The organism is Hymenobacter cheonanensis, from assembly GCF_030581075.1.
Lineage (GTDB): Bacteria > Bacteroidota > Bacteroidia > Cytophagales > Hymenobacteraceae > Hymenobacter.
Window position 1 is genome coordinate 804,461 of the sequence record NZ_JAUQSW010000001.1, and the last position, 22,649, is coordinate 827,109.

Genomic DNA, 22,649 nt, shown 5'->3' on the forward strand with positions numbered 1-22,649 from the left:
TTAAGCGGTTGCCTAGGTGCCCTCCATCTCTAGTGGTTTGGCAAAAGGCTCCATTTCCGTTATAGGGCGTCCGAATGCTAGCTTGGGGTAGCAATTTGCATGGGTATCAATCATAACCTGCAGCAAAGCCGGCTTTTTCTCATCCTGCCATAACCAAGCTGCTGCTTCAGCTAACTGGGTGGGGTCACTTACTGTTAGGGAGTCAATACCGTAGGCGGCGGCAATCTTGGTAAAATCCGGGGCACTATAGCCCCAGTAAGTACTTTGATAGCGACCCTCAAAATAAGAGTCTTGGAACTGCCTAATCATACCTAAGCAATTATTATTGAGCACCACCAACTTTACCGGCAGCTTGTGATGCGCAATTGTTTGCAGCTCCTGCATATTCATTTGGAAGCCCCCATCGCCTGCTATCATTACTACCGGCTGGCGGGAGGCGAAGCACATGCCAATGGCTGCAGGCAATGCGTAGCCCATGCTACCGAGGCCGGCCGAGGTTAGAAACAGCTGGCTAGGTGCCAGCTCCAGGCTTTGCGCTGCCCATTGCTGATGGTTGCCGACATCGGCTACATAGCCCGCCCCGTGCCCAGCCTGCGACAGGGCATGCATGAAATCATTCGGGTTAATGCCTTCTATTCCATACTGCTCGTTGGTATCAGGCCATTGTGCCCGCAGCTCTGTTAAGTGAGAAAGCCATTCAGTACGGGGGGTAAAGTCACTCGGCTGATAATAATTATTTGCCAGGGTGAAAAAATCGGCCAGGTCGGCTACTACCGGATGGCAGCCGGTTATACGATTATTAATTTCGCCGGCATCACAGTCAACGTGATAGATAGTGCGGCCTTCTTCAAAATATGCCGTATCAGCCCCCGTCTGGCGGATATCCAGGCGGGCACCCAGCACTAGCAAAAAGTCGCAATTGCCCAAGGCCATATTGGCCCAGCGATTACCATATGAGCCAATGTATCCTATGCGCAGCGGGTCGGTGTATGGCAGGGCATCTATAGCTAGCAGCGACGATACCACGGGCACTTGTGTAAGGTGTACGAAGTGGCGAAAAGCTTCTATCTGGAAGGAAGAGCGCACTCCCCGGCCCACTAGAATTAACGGCTTTTGAGCCGCAGCAAGGGCTTGGGCCAACTCGTCGAGTTGCGCAGGGGCTAGTGCAGATGATATACCCTGGCGCTTAACGCGCTCGAAGCCAGTGGCCGGGGCAGGTATGTCTACCCGCTGCATATTCATTGGAATATCAATCAGCACCGGGCCGGGCCGGTCGCCTAACGCAACGCGGAATGCCTCCTCAAGTATTTGCGGCAGGTCAAGGGCATCCTTTACATCGTAGCAAGCCTTGCACACCGGCTGAGCCATACTCACAATATCGGTTTCCTGAAACCCTAGCTGGCGAATGGGCCGGTCACCTTTTTGTTCGAACGTATTAACCTGGCCTGTAATAAAAACAGCAGGTACCGAATCGAAATAGCAGGAGGAGATGCCCGTGAGCAGATTGGTGGCGCCGGGGCCACTGGTTGCCATTGCCACACCAGGCACCCCGGTTACGCGGGCATCTGCATCGGCCGCAAAAGATGCTGATTGCTCGTGGTGCATACTCACAATATTAATTTTAGTGAGTTGGTGCAGCGAGTCAAGCATGTGGGTAATCATGCCACCCGACATCTCATAGATAGTCGCAACACCTTGTGCTTCCAGAAACCGGGCGATATAGTCAGATGCTTTCATAGTGCGCGTAAAATAGCAGGTTTATTGGTGTTGTTTAACGTACTCAACAGTGGCAGCTAACGCAGTGGGCAAGGCCGTTTGAGTAATAGGGCCGAAAGTATGCTCGAAGCGGCTGGTGCTACTTTCCATATGCATAACCTGACCCGGCCTATAGGGCAAAGCGCCATACTGCACACTTGTGGCCGTCCCGGTCAGGTCGCGGATAGTATCGACCATAGTGCGCAGGCTGATAGCACGGTTGGCTCCAACGTTATACACCCCACTAAAACCCGGCGCGGCAGGAAGAGTTTGGACAATAGCACGGGCCAAATCGGGCGCAAACAGGTAATCGTACTGCTGCTCACAATTAGTTAGCGCCGGAGATTGGTACTTCAAGAAATTGGCAGCAACGAATGACACAAACCAGTGGGCGTCTTCCCTCGGACCAAATACGGCAAACACCCGCAGCCAATACCACTCCAGGCTTTGAGCCGAACAGTAAGCGCGTACCAGTTCCAAGGTAGCCAGCTTCACAGCCCCGTAGGCCATGACAGGCTGGGTAGGCTGGCCTTCATCGACGCGCCCGTGAAAAGCACCATACTCTGCCTGGGAGCCTAGTACTACCACTTTTTTGAGCCCACCCGGCAATAAAGTTTGCAATAGCTCCATCGTAAACGTTAAGTTACTCAGCTGGCTATTCCAATCATCGCGCTGCCCTACGCCTACTCCCAGCCAGGCAGCATGTACCAGGTATTCTGCCTGCCAGGCAACTACTTGCTGCTGCCAATCTGGCTCATCAATGGTTACCCAGGTAATATGGCCGGCTACGGAGGCTACTCGCCAAAGGCTTGATTGGGTTCGGCGCAGCGCTAGTACCTCATAGCCTTTAGCTACTAGTTCTTCGGCCAGATAGGAGCCGATAAAACCAGTAGCCCCGGTTAAAACTACTCGGCCCGCACTCATACCAAGCTGCTGTAAGCTTCTATATCTGACCGCACTAGCTCAGCAGCCAGCTGCCCGCTTGCCAAGGCTTTATACCAGGCAATGGTTCGACGGATTGAGCTTGCCGCGTCGTAGCGCGGCTGCCATCTCAATTCGTTTACAGATTTGCTGATGTCAAGCTTTAGTAAGCCGGCTTCGTGAGGCTGATTGGCAAGCGCAGGAGTTTCGTAGTGCCCTGCTCCCCAGGCGTGCAATGCTGTATCGGCCAGGGCGCTTACGGGTAATGTATCCTGCAGATGGGGACCAAAATTCCAGGCCCCGGTATAACGGGTCGGCTCAGCAGCCAATCGTGCACCTAGCAGCAGATAGCCGCCCAAGGGCTCCAGTACATGCTGCCAAGGGCGCACAGCCTGCGGATTCCGGACCTGCACGGGCTGCCCGGATGCTAATGCCCGCACTATATCGGGAATAATTCGGTCTTTGGCCCAGTCGCCGCCACCAATCACATTGCCAGCCCGGCCTACTGCCAGCGATTTCTGATGGTGTTCGTAATCAGCAGAATTAAAAAAAGATTGGGCGTAACAGTTAATTACCAATTCAGCACACGCTTTGCTGGCGCTGTAGGGGTCGTAGCCACCCAGCCGGTCATTTTCGCGGTAGGGGTACACCCACTCCTTATTCTCGTAAACCTTATCAGTAGTGATTGCGACTATGGTGCAGGGCTTGGCCAGCCGCCGTAGGGCATCGAGCAGGTTTGCGGTCCCTAGCGCGTTGGTGGCAAAAGTCTCGACCGGTATATCGTAAGACAACCGCACCAGAGGCTGAGCAGCCAGGTGAAAGACAAAATCGGGTTGGCACTCCGCTACTGCCTGCTCAAGCGCGGCCCGGTCGCTGAGGTCCCCGATAATGGAATGGCAAAGGGAATCTCCCGCCAACAGCTCATATAAGCTGGGCTGACTGTCTGGCGCCAGGGCATACCCGGTAACATCGGCCCCTAGCAAATGGAGCCAGTACAAAAGCCACGCACCTTTAAAGCCAGTGTGGCCAGTAAGGAGCACTTTTTTGCCTTTATAGGTAGCCTGTAGCAGCTCTATGCTCAGGGGCGAGGCGGCTGGCGCAGTAGAATTTACCATATCTTCCATGCGGCTTGATTTTCGCGCCATGCCTGGTCCAATTCAAACTTATCGCGTAGCGTATCCATTGGCTTCCAAAAGCCATGATGCTTGTAAGCCTTCATTTGCCCATCGCGGGCAATGCTTTCCATTGGCGTCCGCTCCCAGATGGTAGCGTCGCCTTCGGTAATGTAGTCCAATACCCCGGGCTCGCAGACCAAAAATCCTCCGTTAATCCAAGCGCCGTCGCCTTTAGGCTTCTCCGCAAATGAATGAATAGCATCGTCCGGACCTAAATCAAGCGCCCCAAAGCGCCCGCTTGGCTGCACCGCAGTTACGGTACAGAGGCGGCCATGCGCTTTGTGAAAGGCTACTTCTTCGGTGATGTTGATGTTTGATACACCGTCACCATAAGTCAGCAGGAACGGCTCGTTGTTGAGATGCTGCGCAATACGCTTAATACGTCCGCCCGTCATGGTTTCGAGGCCTGTATCGACGAGCGTAATATTCCACGGCTCGGCGTAAGAATCGTGCACCTGCAGCTTGTTTTCCTTCAGGTTGATGGTCACATCGGACTTGTGAAGGAAATAATTAGCAAAATACTCCTTAATAACGTAGCCTTTATAGCCCAGGCAAATGACAAAGTCATTGAAGCCATGAGCCGAGTAGATTTTCATAATGTGCCACAGGATGGGCATATCACCAATCTCTACCATTGGCTTGGGTTTAAGGACAGTTTCTTCTGAGAGGCGGGTACCGAGCCCGCCCGCGAGAATGACGACTTTCACGAGGATTTTTTAAGTGAGTCTCTACTAAAAGCAGCAGTAAGTAGGCGCAAAGGTAACCAAAATCCTGCGCCCGCCGGGGCGGCTCACAAAATGGGGCTTTTCAAAAACTACTCTGCCACAGCTACTCATTCCGCCATTTTTTGTTCTTAGCGGTGCATGAGAACCTCTTTTTGAAGCTGCTACGCCTCTGCCCAATTCGTCTTAGGCGTTCACAAAGCTTAACACCTCATTAACAAGGGCTGCCGTGACTAGCTAGCCCCGGCAAAAAAGCGCCGAATACTTGCTGCTATTGTCGCAACTGTTTCTTCTTGCATACCAGGCCACAGGGGCAGGCTAAGGCAGGTGGCTGCCAGCGTCTCGGCAATGGGCAGCGAGCCGGCGGCCAGGCCCAGCGATGCGTAGGCCGGCTGCCGGTGCGGGGGCACCGGGTAATGAATGAGCGTACCGATGCCGCCAGCCGCCAGGTGGCGCTGAAGAGCATCGCGCTGCGGGCAATGCACTACGTACAGGTGCCAGACCGGCTCGGCCCCCGGCGCTACTGCCGGCAGGCGCAGGCCAGGCAAGCCGGCCAGGTACTGGCTATACCACACCGCCAGCTGCCGGCGTTGCGCGGTCCAGGTGGGTAGGTGGCGCAGTTTAATGCGCAGCACGGCAGCCTGCAGCTCGTCGAGCCGCGAATTATATCCCGGCAGCTGATGGTGGTTTTTCTGGTCAGAGCCATAGTTACGCAGCTGGCGTAAGCGCTGGGCCAGGCCGGGGTCGCTGGTAGTGATAGCGCCGGCATCGCCCAGCGCGCCCAGGTTTTTGGTAGGGTAAAAGCTTGTGCCACTGGCGATACCAAAGCTTCCCGTTAGCTGCCCCTCAAACGCCGCACCCTGGGCTTGCGCATTATCCTCTATCACCGTCAGGTGGTACCGCCGGGCCAGGGCCATAATTTCGGTCATGCGGCAGGGCTGGCCGTATAGATGCACCGGCAGCACAGCGCGCGTGCGCGCGGTAATGGCGGCCTCCAAGCGGCTAGGGTCCAGGTTGCTTGTGGCAGGGTCGGGCTCCACTGGTACTGGCACTGCGCCCGCGTGGGAGACGGCCAGCCACGTCGCGATGTAGGTATTGGACGGCACGAGCACTTCGTCGCCCGGCCCGATATCCAGGGCTCGCAACGCTAGGGTCAAGGCTTCCAGGCCATTTCCTACCCCCACTGTGTGGGCAACCTGGCTGAAGGCACTGTACTCCTGCTCAAATAAGGCCAGCTCCTCCCCTAGCACGTACCATTCGGCATCGTACACGCGCGCCATAGTAGCCAGCGTTTCCGCACGCACTGCTGCGTGCATGGCGTGCATCGAAAAGAAGGGAATGACTGGTGCAGACATGCGGCCGGCAGCTTGGCTTAAGTGATGAAACCCGGCTGGGTATTCGTACAAAAACGGCTGAGCCCCGGGAAATTCCCATCAGCTCAGCCGCTTCTGCTGCGTTATCCGGGTGGCTAACTGCCAGCTTATTTTACGTGTTCCTTGAAGTATTCCAGCGTGCGGCGCAAGCCTTCGGCGCGGTCTACTTTCGGCTCCCAGCCCAGAATCTCCTTGGCTTTGGTAATGTCGGGCCGGCGCTTCATCGGGTCGTTTTCGGGCAGCGCCTGGTAGGTGGGCTTAAACTCAACCCCCGTCAGCTTGGCAATTTCTTCCCCAAACTCCTTGATGGTAATCTCGGCCGGGTTACCAATGTTCACCGGCATGTGGTAGTCGCTGAGCAGCAACCGATAAATACCATCCACTAGGTCGTCGACGTAGCAAAACGAGCGCGTTTGCGAGCCATCGCCAAATACCGTGAGGTTTTCGCCCCGCAAGGCCTGCGACAGGAAGGCCGGGAGCACGCGGCCATCATCGAGGCGCATACGCGGGCCGTAGGTATTGAAAATGCGAATAATGCGCGTTTCCAGCCCGTGGTGGTTGTGGTAGGCCATGGTAATGGCTTCCTGAAAGCGCTTGGCCTCGTCGTAGCAGCCGCGCGGCCCCACCGGGTTCACGTTGCCCCAGTACTCTTCTACCTGCGGGTGCACCTCGGGGTCGCCGTAAACTTCCGACGTGCTGGCAATCAGTACGCGGGCCCCTTTCACGCGGGCCAGGCCCAGCAAGTTATGCGTACCGAGCGAACCCACCTTCAGGGTTTGAATCGGAATTTTGAGGTAGTCAATCGGCGAGGCCGGCGAGGCGAAGTGCAGAATGTAATCGAGCTTACCGGGCACGAACACAAACTTGCTGACGTCGTGGTGGTGAAACTCGAAATCTTCCCGCTTAAACAGGTGCTCGATATTGGCTAGGTTGCCCGTCACGAGGTTGTCCATTGCAATCACGTGGTAACCCTCGGCCAGGAACCTGTCGCAGAGGTGCGAGCCCAGGAAGCCAGCGCCGCCGGTAATGAGAATGCGTTTTTTTTCGGAGCTATTATCCATGTAGTGGTTTAATTATGAGTCTGTTAACTAGGTCAGCTAGGCTACCGGCTCGGTATGCGCCGTGCGAATACCGATGCAATGGTAGGCAAAGCCCGCCTCCTTCATCTCGGCCGGGTCGTAGATGTTGCGTCCGTCAAAGATTACTTTTTGCTTAAGCAGGCGCCCAACCACCTCAAAAGAAGGCGACCGGAACTCCGGCCATTCCGTCACTACCAGCAGGGCATCGGCGTCTACCAGGGCTTCAAACTGGTCCTTGGCGTACGTAATGGTATCGTGCAGCGTATGCTTGGCCTCGGCAATAGCCACCGGGTCGTAGGCCGAAACGGTAGCGCCCTCGGCAAGCAGCTTCTCGATGATGACCAGCGAAGGAGCCTCGCGCATGTCATCAGTTTTAGGCTTGAACGACAAACCCCAGATGGCAAACTTGCGGCCCTTCAGGTCGCCTCCAAAGTGCTTTTTCACCTTGCTGAACAAAACCTCCTTTTGGGCTTCGTTCACGCCCTCCACCGCTTGCAGCACCTGCATCTGGTAGCCGTTTTCCTGGGCCGTCTTTATGAGCGCCTTCACATCCTTCGGGAAGCAGGAGCCGCCATAGCCAATACCCGGGTAGATAAATTTGGTACCAATGCGGGCATCGGAGCCAATACCCTGGCGCACTTTATTTACATCGGCTCCCATGATTTCGCATAGGTTAGCAATGTCATTCATAAACGAAATTTTAGTCGCCAACATAGAATTGGCGGCGTATTTCGTCATTTCGGCCGACGGGATATCCATGAAGATAATCGGGTGGCCGTTCAGCAGGAAGGGCTTGTAAAGGCGGCGCATCACTTCCTCGGCCCGCTCAGAGCTGATACCCACCACAATGCGGTCGGGCTTGAGGAAGTCATCGATGGCCGCGCCTTCTTTCAGGAATTCCGGATTGGACGCCACATCAAATTCCACGTCAGCGCCCCGTTTTGCCAGGGCATTCTGCAGCTCGGTACGCACCTTTGCGGCCGTGCCAACCGGCACGGTACTTTTGGTCACTACCACGCAGTAATTGTCGATACTTTCGCCAATGCCTCGTGCTACCGCCAGCACATATTTCAGGTCGGCCGAGCCATCCTCGCCGGGAGGCGTGCCCACGGCAATAAATGCGACATCGGTGCCCTTAATAGCTTCGCTCAGGTTAGTCGAGAAATGCAGGCGCTCAGCTTTCACATTGCGGCTCACCATCTCCTCCAGCCCAGGCTCGTAGATGGGCAGAATGCCATTGCGCAGATTAGCAATTTTCTTCTCGTCAATATCGATGCAGGTTACATTAATGCCTACTTCAGCAAAGCACGTACCCGTTACCAACCCGACGTAGCCGGTACCTACAACAGCAATTTTCATATTGAGTTTTTAAACAAAGGATTTAAAAAAATATTTCAATCCGTTTCACCAATTCCTGCCGAAAGATTAATTCATCTTTGCAGAAGAAAAAATTTACAATAAATTATTTATTAGCCGTTGACTAATGCCTTATTTTCCAAAACCATATTTTAGAATGCAATAGATAGCCCGAAAGCCATCGCGCCAGCCAATTTTCTTTCCTTCGGCATAAGTACGACCATAGTAGCTGATACCAACTTCATAAATACGGATGTTCGGTATTTTAGCTACTTTAGCGGTTATCTCGGGCTCAAATCCGAAGCGCTTCTCGCGTAAAGGTATATTCTGGATGATATTTCGCCGAAACAGCTTATAACACGTTTCCATATCGGTCAAATTCAAGTTGTTCAAAGCGTTAGATAGCTGAGTCAACCATTTATTACCGATGCTGTGCCAAAAGAATAAAATGCGATGAGGATTACCACCGATGAAACGTGAGCCAAAAACAACATCGGCAAATCCTTTTACTACGGGCGCTAATAAAATATTATACTCAGCAGGGTCGTATTCGAGGTCGGCATCTTGAATGATAACGTAATCGCCAGTAGCCTTTTGAATGCCCGTATGCAGGGCGGCTCCTTTACCCATATTGCTTGCGTGAGCATAGTACATTATCTCCAGGTGAGGATTTTCACGCATGTACTTTTTTACGGCAGCTTCTGTGTCATCGACAGAGAAATCATTAATAATAATTATTTCCTTGCCGATATTATTAATCAGCTCAACCTGCGCAATTAAATCGAGTATCTTGTGAATGGTTTTGCCTTCATTATAAGCAGGAATTATGATGGAAAGCTTCACCTTTTACTGAACTTAGTAGTAACTAACCTGTCGGAATTATAATGGGCAACCTGGTTTAAAATCGCTAGCGATTAACCTGCCATGTAATGTTTCCACCAGTATTGAAATACTATGAGTGCCCAAATCCGCGCGTGCGCATCACCAGGATTATTCGAGAAAAGCTGTTTTTTCAGTTTTTGAACGGTAGCCACGTCGAAGATACCCTGGCTTTCCACGAACCCATCGGCTAGCAGGTCCTGCTCGATTAAGGGGCGCAGCTCGCCACGCATCCACTTGAGCAAGGGCACTTCAAAGCCATGCTTCGGCCGGTCGTACAGCTCGGGGGGCAGCATGGGCCGGAAGGCATCCTGCACAATTTTTTTCTTCATAGTGCCGTCTACTTTACTGCTCACGGGTAGCGAGAAAGCAAAGTTGACAACTTTATAATCCAGGAAGGGAGTTCTGACTTCCAACGAGTTAGCCATGCTCATAAGGTCTACCTTCGTGAGCATGTCGTATGGCAGCACCAGTTGGGTATCGGTAAGGAGTACCTCGTTCAGGTCGCCATCGGCGTGAATATTCTCGAGAATATCCTTGCGGCGCTTGGCGGCAACCTTCTTGTCTACTTTGCGGCGGCTGGCCGGGCTGAGCAGGTCGGTAGCTTCTTTTTCGGAAGCGAAGCTGGCCCAGTCCCAGTACCGGTCTTTGGGGCCACTGAGCATACCGCGCGAAAAACGCTGAAACTGCCGCACCTTATTGCCAAAATAGGAATTGCGCGATTTGGGCAAGATATCCCAGAGCAGGTTTAAACCAGTTACGGCTTCGGCCTTAAAGCCGCCTTGCCGCACCCGGTAGTCGCCCATGTGCTTGTTATAGCCGCCAAACAACTCATCAGCGCCATCGCCGCTCAGGGCCACGGTTACGTGCTGGCGCGTGCGCTGGCTGAGAATATGCACCGCCAGTGCCGACGAGTCGGCAAAGGGCTCATCGAAGTAGTCGAGCATCTGAAAAATATGCTCGTACAAGTCGTTGTTGCTCAGCGAGAACACCGTGTGATTGGTGTTGTGCATCTTCGCCACCAGGTTGGCATACTTGGTTTCGTCGAAGAAGGGCTCGTCGCGGAAGCCAATGCTGAACGTGTTGAGGTGCGGCGTGTGGCGGGCCGCCAGGGCCGTAATCACGCTCGAGTCGATGCCCCCGCTCAGAAAAGAGCCTAGCGGCACGTCGGCCACGAGGCGGCGCTCCACGGCTTCATCCATGAGCGACACCAGCTTTTGCTGCTGCTCGTCGTAGGTGAGCTTATTTTTGGCAACTTTCTTGGGGTCGTAAGGCACTTTATACCAGCGCTTGCGCACTACCTTATCGCCCTGAATGAACAGGTAATAGCCGGGCAGCACCTTCTTAATGCCTTTGAAGATGGTAGCCGGCCCCGGAATATAGTTGAGCTGCAAATACTGGCTCAGCGCCACGTAGTCGAGCTTGCGGGGTACCCCAAGGGCTAGCAGCGACTTCAGTTCGGAGCCGAATAGCAGCTGGTCTTCGTCGCGGTACACGTGCAGGGGCTTCACCCCAAAGCGGTCGCGGGCGATGAAGAGCGAGTTTTCCTCTTTGTCATAGATAGCGAAGCCAAAAAACCCGTTGAGTTTTTTGATAAAGCTCCGGCCCTCGCTGATGTACAGATTCAGAATAACTTCCGTATCGGTCTGCGAATGAAACTGATAGCCCTTCCTGACTAGCTTCTCACGCAGCTCGCGAAAGTTGAATATTTCCCCGTTGAAGACAATTGTGTACCGGCCCGAGGCATCGGTCATGGGCTGGTTGCCGTCGGCCGAGAGGTCCAGGATGGCCAGCCGACGGAAACCCAGACCGCACTGGTCATATACAAAATGTCCTTGCGAATCGGGACCCCGACGCACAATGGCATCGGTGGCCGCTTGCAGGCGGGTCAGGGCCAAGCGGCCGGAATCGGAGAAGGCGTAAGCGCCGGTTATTCCACACATAGCTAGGCAGCAAAGATAGGGGCCAAGTAAGCCTCGTGGTTAGAAAGTCGGCGCCTTCTCCCCCTGGTTGCCCGGCTAAGTACGCAACCCGGGGCTACTTCTGCTAGTAAAGCCTACTGCTTAGCAGTACCCATGCTGCATTTTGCTAACTCGCCACCTCTCCCCTACCTACCCATGAGCTTACAACAGGATTTTGATGCTGCCGTTCAGAAAGTCAACGACTTACCCAGCGATACTGCCGCGCGCTACATGACGGAGCTTTACGGCTTGTACAAACAGGCTACGGAGGGCGATGTAAATATGAAGGACGGGGAGGTTGCCCCTGACGGTGCCGACCAGGCCAACGGCCCCGCAGGCTTATCGCAGGCGCAGTGGGACTCGTGGGACAAGTACAAAGGCACTGCCGAAGAAGATGCCAAGCGCCAGTACGTTGCCAAAGTAGCAGCGATAACGGGCGGCACCAGCCCGGATGGCACCGAGGCCGGTAGCGTACCTACCGATGCGCTCACCAACGCCCCAATGGCTCCTGATGCTCCGCTGCCCACTGGCCGGGAAAACGATACAACCGCGCAGCAGCCTGGGTTTGGCCCCGGCCAAAGCGCTGGCGGGCTGCGCGGCGATATCACCGCCGGAGCGCCTTATGGTGGGGAGGACAAGCTAAAGGGCAATCAATAGATTGCTTTACAGACTCTTGCGGTAGATATTGCAGAGAATGCGGCGGTCTTGCTCGGTTAGTACCGGCGTGAGGCTAGCAGGCGCAAAATGGCGCTTGAAGGCCAGGATGGCCGCATTCAGGTCCTGCGTGTCGTAGCCCACGATGCGCAGGGCCTCGCGGGGCGTGAGGCCAGGCAACGGCTGGCCCAGCGAGTCGGCGGCGAAGGGGGCGGCAGTGGTATCGGTGAGCACGCTGGCATCGTACCAGAGGCCGAAGCCGCGCGCCGCCAAGCGCTGCCACGGAAACAGCGCGCTAGGGTCATTCTTACGGGTGGGAGCAATGTCGCCGTGCCCGATAAAGTTAGCCGTCGGAATGTTGTACGTCCGTTTCAGGCTCGCCAGCACTTTTATCAGGCTCCCTAGCTGCGCCTCCTGAAAAGGTTCGGTGCCGTCATTATCTAATTCAATACCAATAGAAACCGAATTTATATCGGTGATGCCACCCCAGCGCGCCACGCCGCCGTGCCACGCCCGCAGGTAGTCATTCAGCATATGATAAACCTGGCCGTCGCGACCTATCACATAGTGGGCGCTCACCTGCGTTTTAGTGAGAGTAAACGTCTTGAGCGTCTGCTCGGTACTGTGCTGCGCCGTGTGGTGAATGATAACGTAGCTGGGCTTGCGCAAATTAAAATTCACAGTTCCAACCCAGTAAGGCGTAGCAGGCAGGCTATCAGCCAATAAGGCAGGTGGCGCCAATAGCTGCCGGGCCAATGCCTTCGCCTGGCGGCGATATACTTTATTGGTAGCCGCATACGGGTTGCGAACGCAGGCAGCGGCTAGCAGCAGCAAAGCCAACCCAGCACCAGTGGCGGCTAGCCAGGATTTTCCTGCATGGCGGAAGTTATCTTTCATAAGGAAGCGGCAAAAATAAAGCCCCGCTGGCAGTTGCCAGCGGGGCTTTATTACGGATTAAAAGCCAGCTAATTACTTGGCGTAGGCTACCGAGCGCATCTCGCGGATAACCGTTACCTTAATCTGGCCGGGGTATTGCATTTCCTTCTCAATTTTTTGCGAAATCTCGAAGCTTAGCTCGCCGGCGCGCTCGTCGCTCACATTTTCGGCATCCACAATCACGCGCAGCTCGCGGCCGGCCTGGATGGCATAGGTCTGGTTGACGCCTTTGAAGGCGCTGGCCGTTTCTTCCAGCTGTTTGAGGCGCTTGATGTAGCTCTCCATCATTTCGCGGCGGGCACCGGGGCGCGAGCCCGAAATAGCGTCGCAAGCCTGCACGATGGGCGAAATGAGCGCCGTCATCTCAATTTCGTCGTGGTGGGCACCGATGGCGTTCACTACGTCGGGGTGCTCTTTGTATTTTTTGGCCATCTCCATGCCCAAGATGGCGTGGGGCAGCTCGGGCTCCTCGGTGGTCACCTTGCCAATGTCGTGGAGCAGGCCAGCACGGCGGGCGTGCTTCACGTTGAGGCCTAGCTCGGCGGCCATGGTGGCGCAGAGGTTGGCTACTTCGCGGCTGTGCTGGAGCAGGTTCTGGCCGTAGCTGGAGCGGAAGCGCATGCGGCCCACCATCCGAATCAGCTCGGGGTGCAGGCCGTGAATACCAAGGTCGATAACCGTGCGCTCACCAATCTCGATGATTTCCTCCTCGATTTTCTTGGTCGTCTTGGCCACAATTTCCTCCACCCTAGCGGGGTGAATGCGGCCGTCTTTCACCAGCAAGTGCAGCGAGAGGCGCGCAATTTCGCGGCGCACCGGGTCGAAGCCCGAGATGATGATGGCCTCAGGCGTATCGTCTACGATGACTTCGACGCCCGTGGCAGCTTCGAGCGCCCGAATGTTACGGCCCTCGCGGCCGATGATTTTGCCCTTCACGTCGTCGCTCTCGATGTTGAATACCGACACGCAGTTCTCGATGGCGTGCTCCGAAGCAGTGCGCTGAATGGTTTCAAGCACTACTTTCTTGGCGTCTTTGGTGGCCGTGAGCTTGGCCTGCGCCACGGTATCCTTGATGTAAGAGCTAGCCTGCAGCTGAGCTTCATTGCGCAGGCTTTCCACGAGCTGCTCGCGGGCTTCGGCAGCGGTAAGGCCGGCTACTTTTTCGAGCTGGCTCTGCACCTCGTGCAGCTGGGCTTCGGCTTCCTGCTGCTTGGCTTGCAGGTCGGCCAGGGCTGTTTCGTGCTTGGCCTGGCGCTTTTCTTCCTGCTGCTCGAAGCGGGTGCGCTGGTGCTCGGCGTCGGCCTGAATCTTTTCGCGGGTAGTTTCCAGCTCCTTTTCCTTGTGCTGGATGGTTTCGAGCTGCTTCTGGGTCGTTTCGGTGAGGTGCTTGATGCTCTGCTCCTGCGCTAGCACGCCCTGGCGGCGCTCGGTCAGCTCCTGGTCGAGGGCAGCCTTGAGGCGCTGGCTCTCGGTATCAAACTCGCGGCGCAGGCGCTTCTGCTCCTGCTCGTACTCATTTTTGAGGTTGCGAAACTTGTCTTTCGACTGCTGAATGCGTTCGTCGCGGGTGCGGTTGGCTTGCAGCTCGGCTTCTTCAAGTAGCTGCTGGGCTTTGGCCTTGGCCTCGCCTTCGTGGTCCTGGCGGGCTTTTCCGGCCAGTTGCCGGCCCACCACTATCCCCACCACTAAGGCGAGGACAGCCGCAAGCACGACGTATAAAATAGTAGATGACATGGAGTTATGGAAGTGAAGTGAATCAAAACCATAGCAACACGAAAAACCCGGAACCGAAACGCTCACGAAGGCCGCTCGCCTTCGGTGCGCCCGGCCGGGCCAACGAAACGTTCACGGGTGCTACCCGGTGGCCCGCTAGGCCGCCAGCACCACGCCAGTCAGCAGCTTGTCGAGGCGCGCCAGGCGCTCGGTGAGGGCTGCATCGGTTCCATCCTTTTCTTTGCTGACTTTCAGCGAGTCAGCCATTGTGGCGAGGGCTACCATCGCCAGCAGGTCTTGTTTGTCCTGAATACCATACTGTTCCCGAAACTCACGCAGCTTTTCGCTGAGCTGCCGGCCCGCCAGGCGGAGGCGCTCCTCGTCGGCCACGGCTACCCGCATGGGGTAATCGCGCTCGGCAATGCGAATTTTGATGGCTAAGTCGTTCATTTAGAGAGCAGGTAAGAGATTCGCATGAGAAGGGGCATTATTCCCTCAAATAGGCAAGGCACTTATCTAGTTCGCGGATGTATTCGTTGAGGCGTTGTTTCAGCTCGTTGGCCTGGGTGGGTTCCCCGCCGGCTATAGTCTGGACAAGTTTAACAATGTTTTCCTGGTTTTGGTACTCACGGAGCTGTTTTTCTCGCTCGCGCTCGTCGGCCCGCAGGTGTTCAATCGTGGTATGGGCGTCGGCCAGCTCCTCGCGCAGCTGCTGATAGGCAGCCACTAAGGTGGTTACCTGCCGCTCCAGGCGGTCGAGCTGAGCAAGTTGTTGAGACGAAGCCACAATAAAAGGTGATTTAGCCCGCGAAGGTAGGGCGGGAACGCACGCCGGCCCAAGGGGCTGCAAAAAAGCCCACCGAAGCGGCGGGCTTTCCGGGCAAAATTCATTCCACGCGGTTATTCGCCGCGCTTTTTCTTGGTTTTTACCTTGGTGCCGTCCGGCGTTTCGGTTTTGGTTTTGCCGTCGGGCATGGCCGGCATGGCGTTGGTGGGGCTAGCCGTGCCGACCTGGCTGGCGGGGGCCGCCGCCACGGGCTGGCCATTCATGTCCAGCTCCTGCATCTCGTAGCCAAGCTGGGCCAGGTCGCCGTAGGTCTTGGCGCGGTCGCCCACCACCACGATGTACATCTTGTCGGCGGGCAGGTATTTCTGGGCCGAGGCTTGCACGTCTTCCTTCTTCAGGGTTTTCAGAATGGCGGCCTGCTGGTTTACATAGTCGGGCTGGAGGTTATACTCGACGAGGCGCGAGAGGAAACCGGCTTTTTGCTGGCCGGTTTCGTAGCGCAGGGCATCGCTCTGGCCCACCGACGTTTGCAGAAAGCCTAGCTCCTCATCCGAAATACCGTTGCGGTAATTCTGGATTTCACTCATAAACTCCTTCACCGAGGCGGCAGTGGCATCGGCGCGCACGCCGGCCTGGGCCGTGTAGGGGCCGGCGTAGCGGGTGGCCCGGTAGCTCGAATTGGCGCCGTAGGTGTAGCCCTTCTTCTCGCGCAGGTTCTGGTTGATGCGCGAGTTGAAGCCGCCACCCAGCAGGTAGTTGGAGAGGTAGGCGCGGTAGTAGTCGCCGGTAGCGTCGTAGGCCAGCGGCGAGAGGTAGCCCACCCGAATCTCAGACTGCGCCGCGCCGGGCTTGTCGATGAAGTAAATCTTGGTTTTATCGGGCTGCACGGGGGCGCTGGCCACGGGCAGGGTCACGGGCTTGGCCGCCCAGGCATTGAGCGGGGCTAGCGCGGGCTTGAGGGCCGCCTGGTCCTGGTCGCTCACTACGGTGAGAAAGCTCACGCTGGGCGAATAGTACTGCTGGTAAAACTGCTTCACGTCGTCGAGCGTGAGGCTCGTAACGCTGGCCGTGGTGCCGCGCGCCGGCACGCCCATGATATCGTTGGCGCCGTACAGCAGGCGGCTATACGCGTTGTTGGCGATAGCGACGGGCTGCGTTACCTGGTTGGCAATATTTTGCAGCGTCTGCTTTTTCACCCGGTCGAAATCGGCCGCGTCGAAGCGCGGGTGCAGCAGGCGCTGGTCGAGCAGGGCTAGCGTGGCGGGCAGGTTCTTGGTGAGCGTCTGCACGTACACCAGGGTGTTGTCGTCGCCGGGTATTACCTGAATAACGCTGCCCAGGCGGTCGAGCGCCGCGGCAAACTGCTCGCCGGTGTATTTCTCCGAGCCCTCGTTCAGCATCAGCGCCGTGAGCGAGGCTAGCCCAGCCTTGCCGGGGTTGGCCTGCTCGAGGCGGCGCCCGCCTTCAATGGTGAGCTGCATGGTAGTGGTGGGCAGCTCAGTATTCTTCGTGCCAATGACCTTCAGACCATTAGCTAGCTTGTCCTGCCAGATGGCGGGCACTTTCACCACCGGGTTGGGCCCGGGCTTGGGATACTGGCTGCGGTCGAAGGTGTCGGTGGCCTTCACGTATTTCAAGCCATCGTAGCCGTAGTTGGGGGCCACGTAGCCGGCCGGCGACACCGTGTAATTGTCTTTAGCCGCCACTTCCTCGGCTTTGCCCTTGGGCACTACGCTCAGGATAACGGCGTGCTTGCCTTGGATGTATTTATTGAAGACGCGCTGCACATCGGCCTTCGTGAGGGCGCGCAACTCCTTCAGGTCCAGCGCCAAGCGGTTGGGATTGTTGAAGTACGTTTGGTTGGAGGCCAGCTGGCTCACCTTGCCGCTTACGCTGCTCAGGCTGTTGATAATCTGCGCCTCGGTGCTTGACTTGAAGCGCGCCACCTGCTCATCGGTAATACCATTTCCAGCCAGCTCTTTGAGGGTATTGCGCATGATAACCTCCGTGCTGTCCAGGCCTTTGCCTGGCAGGCTCAGCGCCACCATCGTGAACTCGCCGGCTAGCTCCGAGCTGCGCTGGTAGGCCTGGGCCTGCACCGCTTTCTGGGGCTTCACCAGGTTTTTGTAGAGCAAGGAGGTTTTGCCACTGCCCACAATATCGGCCAGGGCCGTAAGGGCGATGTCGTCGGGGTGGCCGTTGGGCACCGTCGGAAACACCATTTGCAGCATCGGGAAGCGCACGTTGTCTTCGTAGCTCACGTAGCGGTCGGCGGTAAGCACGGGCTCGGGCAGCTTCTGCACCGGCACGGCCGGCCCACGCTTGATGGGGCCGAAGTACTTCTCGGCGTACTTCAGCACCTGAGCGGCCGTCACGTCGCCACCCACGGTAAGCGTCGCGTTGTTGGGCCCGTACCAGCGCAGAAAGAAGTTCTTGAGGTCGTTAACGTTCGAGTTGTCGAGGTCTTTGAGGTAGCCAATGGTCGACCACGAGTACGGGTGGCCATACGGATACAACGTTTTGACTACGTACTCGTTGGCCTGGCCATAAGGAGCGTTATCCACGCGCTGGCCGCGCTCGTTCTTCACCGTGGCGCGCTGAATCTCGAAGCGCTCCTGCGTTACGGCATCGAGCAGGAAGCCCATGCGGTCGGCTTCGAGCCAAAGGGCCGTTTCGAGCTGGTTGTTCGGAACGGTTTCGTAGTAGTTGGTGCGGTCCTGGTTGGTGCTGCCGTTGTTGGTGCCGCCCGAGCCGAGCACCAGCTTGTCGAAGGTGCCCTTCGGGGCGTGGTCGGAGCCCTCAAACATCATGTGCTCGAAGAAGTGGGCAAAGCCCGACTTGCCAATCTGCTCGCGGGCCGAGCCCACATGGTAGGTCACATCTACGTGCACCAGCGGGTCAGAATGGTCTTCGGTTACGATGACAGTCAAGCCATTAGGCAACACGTATTTCTCGTACGGAATGACGAGTTCGCCGGGCTTGGCCGTCACTTTTTCGACTAGGCGGGCGCTGCCCGCAGTAGCCGTGGGGGCTGCCTTTATGGTAGCGGGCTTCGTGGTGGCGGGTTTTTTCTGCGCCGCCGCCGGGGCCGCAACTACTGCTAGGCTCAGTAGCAAAGGATAGGCAAAAGTTGATTTCATAACAGCAATAAAGGTGAGAAGGCCAGTCAGCCCAAAAGGCAATGCCTTATCGGGTCCAACTGGCCTACAATGTTACTCGCGCCCAGGCACTCGGCATTACACCAAGCCCTCATTTTCTATACTTATTTCCGAATAAGCGCGCCCGCCTGCTTTTCAAACTGCTGAATAAGCCGTTGCATCACCTGGTCGATGGCTTGGTCGGTGAGCGTCTGGCTAGGGTCTTGCAGCGTGAAGCTGACCGAATACGACTTCTTGCCGGCTTCGAGGCGGTCGCCTTCATACACATCAAACACGTTGAGGCCTTGCAGCAGCTTCTTCTCTGTTTTTTGCGCAATGGTGCGCAACTGCTCGAAGGTCACGGCCTTATCAACCACCAGCGACAAGTCGCGGCGTACTTCCGGGAACTTGGGCAGCTCGCGGGCCACGAGGCTGGCCTTATATTTTTTGAGCAGCCAGTCCCAGTCCAGTTCGGCGTACCACACCGGCTGGCTCACGTCGAGGCGCTTGAGCACCTGCGGCGAAACGGCACCCACGTTGCCCACGGGCTGGTTTTGCACCAGCAGGGCCAGCCCGCCGGCCAGGTAGGAGTGCTGGGTGGGCTGCGGCGCGGGCTGGGCGTGGCCCAGCGCGGCCAGCACCTGCTGCACGGCCCCGGCCGCATCGTGGAAAGTAGCCTTCTGGCTAGGGTGCTGCCAGGTTTCGGCGGTGGCAGCGCCGGTTAGCCACAGGCCAAGTACCGTCTTTTCCTGATACTTGCCGGCGGCGGTACGCTGGTAGGTGCGGCCAAACTCGTAGAGCTTGAGGTCGCGTTGGCGGCGGTTGAGGTTATGGCGCACCACTTCGAGGCCCGAGTGCAGCAATGCGGGGCGCATCACGTTCAGGTCCTGGCTGTTGTAGTTGAGAATGCGCACCAAGGACTCTACCGGCGCGTCGGCCTTCTCGAAATACTGCGAGTTGGTGAGCGAGTTGGTGATGATTTCCGAAAAGCCCTGGCCGCTGAGCAGGCTAGCCACCTTCTGGCGAATTACCTCGGGGTCGGGGTTGGGGAAGGGCGAGAGAAACGAGGCCGAATTGTGGGGCCGCAAGGCCACATTGTTGAAGCCGTAGATGCGCAGGATTTCCTCAATTACGTCGGCCTCGCGGGTCACGTCCACCTTGTAGGGCGGCACGGCCAGCAGCCACTCCTGGCCGGTTTGCTGCTCAATTTGGATACCAAGCCCGGTCAGAATTTCGCGGATGCGCTCCTCCCCTATTTCTTGGCCGATGAGCCTAGCCACGCGGTCGAGGCGCAGGCGCACCTGGTTGTTGGGAATGGCGTGCGGAAATACATCGACCACCGGCGCGGCAATGCAGGCGCCGGCCACTTCTTGCAGCAGCAAAGCGGCGCGCTGCAAGGCCGTGGGCACCATATACGGATCGGTGCCGCGCTCGAAGCGGAACGAGGCGTCGGTTTTGAGACCGTGGGCCTGGCTGGTGCGGCGCACCACGGCCGGCGCAAAGTAGGCACTTTCCAAAAACACGCGGGTGGTCGTGTCGTGCACGCCCGAGGTCTTGCCGCCGAATACGCCGGCCAAAGCCATGGGCGCGCCGTGGGCATCGGCAATCACGAGGTCGTCGGCCAGCAGCGTGCGCTCTACGCCGTCGAGGGTCACGAATTTCTCACCGGCCGCGGCGCGCTTTACCCGAATGGCGGCGCCCGTAATCTGGTCGGCATCGAAGGCGTGCAGCGGCTGGCCCAGCTCGTGCAGCACGAAGTTGGTGACGTCCACCACGTTGTTTATCGGCGAGAGGCCGATGCTGCGCAGGCGGCGCTGCAGCCACTCGGGCGAGGGACCAACCCGCACGTTATCAAGCAGCAAGCCGGCGTAGCGCGGGCACGCCTGGTCGTCCTCGATGGTTACGCTTACGGTAGGGAACGAACCAGCTTCCTCATTCAAGGACTTCATGGTTTCATCCAGAAAGCTGTTTTTTTCCAATGCCGCAAAAGCGCTCACGTCGGGCAGGTGCGCGGGCTGGCCCAGCAGGGCGCGCAGCTCGCGGGCCACGCCGTAGTGCGAGGCGGCATCGGCGCGGTTGGGCGTGAGGCCGATTTCAATAATCGTATCCGAGCCCAGCCCGAAGTACTCGGCGGCCGGCGTGCCATCGGGCAGGTCGGTATCGAGCACCATAATGCCGGCGTGCGACTGGCCCAGGCCAATTTCATCCTCGGCGCAAATCATGCCCTCAGAGGCCGCGCCCCGAATTTTCGACTTCTTGATTTTGAACGGCTCGCCCTGGCTAGGGTGCAGCGTGGCGCCTTCCAGGGCCACCACCACGCGCTGGCCGGCGGCCACGTTGGGGGCTCCGCACACAATCTGGCGCGGGGTATCGTCGCCCACGGCCACGGTGGTGAGGCTCAGCTTGTCGGCGTCGGGGTGGCGCTCGCAGGTGAGCACGGTACCTAGCACCACGCCGCGCAGGCCGCCCGGAATGCTTTCCAGGTCTTCCAGGCTTTCTACTTCGAGGCCGGAGCCGGTGAGCAGGGCAGCCACCTGGTCGGCGGGCAGCGTGGTGGGGAAGAGCGTTTTAAGCCAGTCGAAAGAGATAGTCATGCGGAAAAGCGGCGGCGCTGGATGGGCCGGCCGCTGGCTGCAAAGTTACCGGCTGTTCACAAGTAGTTAGGTTATTTAGGAAATGCCCCGACACATTTAGCAGCTAGCCCCGGCCGCGGAGCTACTGCGGGGCTAGCTGCTCGCCGGCCAGCACGGGCACCGTGAGGCGGTTGTCGGCGGGCGGCTTGGGGCAGCTATAGTCGTGATTATAAGCGCAAAACGGACTGTAGGACGCGTTGAAATCCAGCGTCATCTCGGTGGCCTCGGGGGCGGGCACGGGCAAGTCGAGGTAACGGCCGCCGCCGTAGGTCTGCTGGCCGTTGGTGGGGTCGGTGAAGGGCAGGAACAACTCTTTGCTTTCGCCCTGCTTTTGCAATAAAATCAGCTTTTGGGGCTGGCCGCTCAGCGCAAACTCGGCCGTGCCCCAGCGCACGTAGGCATCGGCCGCGCCGCCGGTGAGGGCTAGCGGCAGCGGCGCCAGCCCGGCGGCCCGCGTGAGGCGCGCCACCACGCGGTAGGCCGCAGCGGGCTTGAAGTAGCGCAGGCCGCCAAATGCGGGGCGCTGGGCTACCGGGATGGGCGAAGTAGGCGCGGTGCGAAAGGCCGCGTCTTTCTGCGCCCGGGCCTGGCGCACCTGGGCGGCGTAGGCGGCCGTGGTTTCGGCGGGAGGGCTAGCCGGGCTGCCCGAGAAGCTGTAGACCAACAGCCCCACCAGGGCTAGCAGGCCCATTAGCAAAAGAATTTTACGCATAGCAGTAGCGCCAATTTTGTAGTTCGCGCCCCGGAGAGATGCGACTGGCGCGGGGCAGCGAACTACAAAGTTCGCGCTACTTATAGCAAGCCCTCGTCGGCGAAGCTGAAGTAGCCGTTGTCGGTATAAATAAGGTGGTCGAGGATGGGCAGGTCCAGAAAATTGCCGGCCTCTTTCAGCTTCTTGGTCAGGCTGATGTCGGCGCTGCTAGGCTGGCGGTTGCCACTCGGGTGGTTGTGCACCAGAATAATACTGCTGGCCAGGTTTTCGAGGGCGTGCTTGAAAATAAGCTTGGGGTCGGCCACGGTACCAGCCACGCCGCCGCTGCTGATTTTTTCCTGGCGCATCACCACGTTGGCGCGGTTGAGCAGGATAACCCAGAACTCCTCGTGCGGCAAATCCTGCAGGGCCGGCCGCACCAGTTGGTAGATGTCGCGCGAGCTGCCGATGGTGGTGCGGCGGCCCGCGCCGGCCTCCTTGCGGCGGCGGCCCAGCTCCAGCGCCGCCACTACCGAAATGGCCTTGGCCGGCCCCACGCCGGGGTGCCGGCACAGCTGCTTGATGCTGAGCCGGGCTAGCTCATTCAAATCATTATCAACGGCTTGCAGCATTAGCATGCCCACATCGACGGCCGTGAGCTTGGTGGTGCCCGAACCCAGCAGAATGGCAATCAGCTCGGCATCGGAAAGGGCGGCGCGGCCTTTTTGCACCATTTTCTCGCGGGGGCGGTCTTCCTCGGCCCAGCTTTTGATGCCGAAGCTGGCCGGGGCCGCGTAGGGCGCGGCGGGCAGAAAGTCATCGTCGGAATCGGCAGGCAAAGAGGAGCTAGGCAGCATAGGGAGGCTAAATTATAGCA

At 57.7% G+C, this 22,649-nt stretch carries 18 protein-coding genes; 1 reads left to right on the plus strand and 17 read right to left on the minus strand.

Features of this window, described 5'->3' with window-relative positions; genetic code table 11:
- Positions 1-12: 12 nt before the first annotated feature.
- The 9 genes from Q5H89_RS03455 to asnB form a co-directional block, all read right to left on the minus strand.
- Positions 13-1,737 (minus strand): thiamine pyrophosphate-binding protein, encoded by a 1,725-nt coding sequence (locus tag Q5H89_RS03455; RefSeq protein ID WP_305017898.1) that lies wholly within the window; start codon positions 1,735-1,737, stop codon positions 13-15.
- A gap of 21 nt (positions 1,738-1,758) precedes the next feature.
- Positions 1,759-2,679: an NAD-dependent epimerase/dehydratase family protein gene (locus tag Q5H89_RS03460; RefSeq protein ID WP_305017899.1), complete on the minus strand. Its 921-nt coding sequence runs from the start codon at positions 2,677-2,679 to the stop codon at positions 1,759-1,761.
- Entirely contained in the window at positions 2,676-3,800 is a 1,125-nt protein-coding gene (gene rfbG / locus Q5H89_RS03465) for a CDP-glucose 4,6-dehydratase (RefSeq protein WP_305017900.1), read from the minus strand. The genes Q5H89_RS03460 and rfbG overlap by 4 nt, the downstream gene beginning before the upstream one ends.
- Positions 3,785-4,558: a glucose-1-phosphate cytidylyltransferase gene (rfbF, locus tag Q5H89_RS03470; protein WP_305017901.1), complete on the minus strand. Its 774-nt coding sequence runs from the start codon at positions 4,556-4,558 to the stop codon at positions 3,785-3,787. Before rfbF ends, rfbG begins: the two co-directional genes overlap by 16 nt.
- 248 nt (positions 4,559-4,806) lie before the next feature.
- Positions 4,807-5,928 carry a DegT/DnrJ/EryC1/StrS family aminotransferase gene (locus tag Q5H89_RS03475; RefSeq protein WP_305017902.1) on the minus strand — a complete coding sequence of 374 codons (1,122 nt, stop codon included), beginning with the start codon at positions 5,926-5,928 and terminating at the stop codon, positions 4,807-4,809.
- Between the two features lie 125 nt (positions 5,929-6,053).
- A complete protein-coding gene (locus tag Q5H89_RS03480) occupies positions 6,054-7,007 on the minus strand; it encodes a UDP-glucuronic acid decarboxylase family protein (protein ID WP_305017903.1) in 954 nt (317 codons plus the stop codon).
- Positions 7,008-7,043: 36 nt separating this feature from the next.
- On the minus strand, positions 7,044-8,384 hold the full coding sequence (locus Q5H89_RS03485) for a UDP-glucose dehydrogenase family protein (protein WP_305017904.1): 1,341 nt from the start codon (positions 8,382-8,384) through the stop codon (positions 7,044-7,046).
- 129 nt (positions 8,385-8,513) lie between these two features.
- Entirely contained in the window at positions 8,514-9,224 is a 711-nt protein-coding gene (locus Q5H89_RS03490; protein WP_305017905.1) for a glycosyltransferase family 2 protein, read from the minus strand.
- Positions 9,225-9,295: 71 nt separating this feature from the next.
- A complete protein-coding gene (asnB, locus tag Q5H89_RS03495) occupies positions 9,296-11,203 on the minus strand; it encodes an asparagine synthase (glutamine-hydrolyzing) (protein WP_305017906.1) in 1,908 nt (635 codons plus the stop codon).
- 174 nt (positions 11,204-11,377) lie between these two features.
- Here asnB and Q5H89_RS03500 point away from each other — a divergent pair, with 174 nt between their 5' ends.
- Complete coding sequence (locus Q5H89_RS03500) at positions 11,378-11,878, plus strand: acyl-CoA-binding protein (RefSeq protein ID WP_305017907.1); 501 nt, start codon at positions 11,378-11,380, stop codon at positions 11,876-11,878.
- Positions 11,879-11,884: 6 nt separating this feature from the next.
- Here Q5H89_RS03500 and Q5H89_RS03505 read toward each other — a convergent pair whose 3' ends face one another.
- The 8 genes from Q5H89_RS03505 to radC all read right to left on the minus strand — a co-directional run bounded on the left by Q5H89_RS03505 (position 11,885) and on the right by radC (position 22,629).
- Entirely contained in the window at positions 11,885-12,772 is an 888-nt protein-coding gene (locus tag Q5H89_RS03505; RefSeq protein WP_305017908.1) for an N-acetylmuramoyl-L-alanine amidase, read from the minus strand.
- Between the two features lie 72 nt (positions 12,773-12,844).
- Positions 12,845-14,545, minus strand: a complete 1,701-nt coding sequence (rny, locus tag Q5H89_RS03510; RefSeq protein ID WP_305017909.1) for a ribonuclease Y — start codon at positions 14,543-14,545, stop codon at positions 12,845-12,847.
- 135 nt (positions 14,546-14,680) lie between these two features.
- Positions 14,681-14,974 (minus strand): cell division protein ZapA, encoded by a 294-nt coding sequence (locus tag Q5H89_RS03515; RefSeq protein ID WP_305017910.1) that lies wholly within the window; start codon positions 14,972-14,974, stop codon positions 14,681-14,683.
- Positions 14,975-15,011: 37 nt separating this feature from the next.
- Positions 15,012-15,311 carry a hypothetical protein gene (locus Q5H89_RS03520; protein ID WP_151087640.1) on the minus strand — a complete coding sequence of 100 codons (300 nt, stop codon included), beginning with the start codon at positions 15,309-15,311 and terminating at the stop codon, positions 15,012-15,014.
- Positions 15,312-15,424: 113 nt separating this feature from the next.
- Positions 15,425-18,451 carry a M16 family metallopeptidase gene (locus tag Q5H89_RS03525; RefSeq protein ID WP_305017911.1) on the minus strand — a complete coding sequence of 1,009 codons (3,027 nt, stop codon included), beginning with the start codon at positions 18,449-18,451 and terminating at the stop codon, positions 15,425-15,427.
- A 122-nt stretch (positions 18,452-18,573) separates the two neighbouring features.
- Positions 18,574-21,042, minus strand: coding sequence for a phenylalanine--tRNA ligase subunit beta (gene pheT / locus Q5H89_RS03530; protein WP_305017912.1), 2,469 nt, complete (start codon positions 21,040-21,042; stop codon positions 18,574-18,576).
- Between the two features lie 121 nt (positions 21,043-21,163).
- Entirely contained in the window at positions 21,164-21,793 is a 630-nt protein-coding gene (locus tag Q5H89_RS03535) for a DUF1684 domain-containing protein (protein ID WP_305017913.1), read from the minus strand.
- An 80-nt stretch (positions 21,794-21,873) separates the two neighbouring features.
- Entirely contained in the window at positions 21,874-22,629 is a 756-nt protein-coding gene (gene radC / locus Q5H89_RS03540) for a RadC family protein (RefSeq protein ID WP_305017914.1), read from the minus strand.
- Positions 22,630-22,649: the final 20 nt, after the last annotated feature.

Coding starts and splice junctions, on each gene's coding strand:
- asnB (WP_305017906.1), bottom strand. CDS start 11,203: ATGTGTGGAATAACCGGCGCTTACGCCTTCTCCGATTCCGGCCGCTTG.
- Q5H89_RS03535 (WP_305017913.1), bottom strand. CDS start 21,793: ATGCGTAAAATTCTTTTGCTAATGGGCCTGCTAGCCCTGGTGGGGCTG.
- Q5H89_RS03475 (WP_305017902.1), bottom strand. CDS start 5,928: ATGTCTGCACCAGTCATTCCCTTCTTTTCGATGCACGCCATGCACGCA.
- Q5H89_RS03500 (WP_305017907.1), top strand. CDS start 11,378: ATGAGCTTACAACAGGATTTTGATGCTGCCGTTCAGAAAGTCAACGAC.
- Q5H89_RS03505 (WP_305017908.1), bottom strand. CDS start 12,772: ATGAAAGATAACTTCCGCCATGCAGGAAAATCCTGGCTAGCCGCCACT.
- Q5H89_RS03460 (WP_305017899.1), bottom strand. CDS start 2,679: ATGAGTGCGGGCCGAGTAGTTTTAACCGGGGCTACTGGTTTTATCGGC.
- rfbG (WP_305017900.1), bottom strand. CDS start 3,800: ATGGAAGATATGGTAAATTCTACTGCGCCAGCCGCCTCGCCCCTGAGC.
- radC (WP_305017914.1), bottom strand. CDS start 22,629: ATGCTGCCTAGCTCCTCTTTGCCTGCCGATTCCGACGATGACTTTCTG.
- Q5H89_RS03480 (WP_305017903.1), bottom strand. CDS start 7,007: ATGGATAATAGCTCCGAAAAAAAACGCATTCTCATTACCGGCGGCGCT.
- Q5H89_RS03515 (WP_305017910.1), bottom strand. CDS start 14,974: ATGAACGACTTAGCCATCAAAATTCGCATTGCCGAGCGCGATTACCCC.
- pheT (WP_305017912.1), bottom strand. CDS start 21,042: ATGACTATCTCTTTCGACTGGCTTAAAACGCTCTTCCCCACCACGCTG.
- rny (WP_305017909.1), bottom strand. CDS start 14,545: ATGTCATCTACTATTTTATACGTCGTGCTTGCGGCTGTCCTCGCCTTA.
- Q5H89_RS03525 (WP_305017911.1), bottom strand. CDS start 18,451: ATGAAATCAACTTTTGCCTATCCTTTGCTACTGAGCCTAGCAGTAGTT.
- Q5H89_RS03455 (WP_305017898.1), bottom strand. CDS start 1,737: ATGAAAGCATCTGACTATATCGCCCGGTTTCTGGAAGCACAAGGTGTT.
- Q5H89_RS03485 (WP_305017904.1), bottom strand. CDS start 8,384: ATGAAAATTGCTGTTGTAGGTACCGGCTACGTCGGGTTGGTAACGGGT.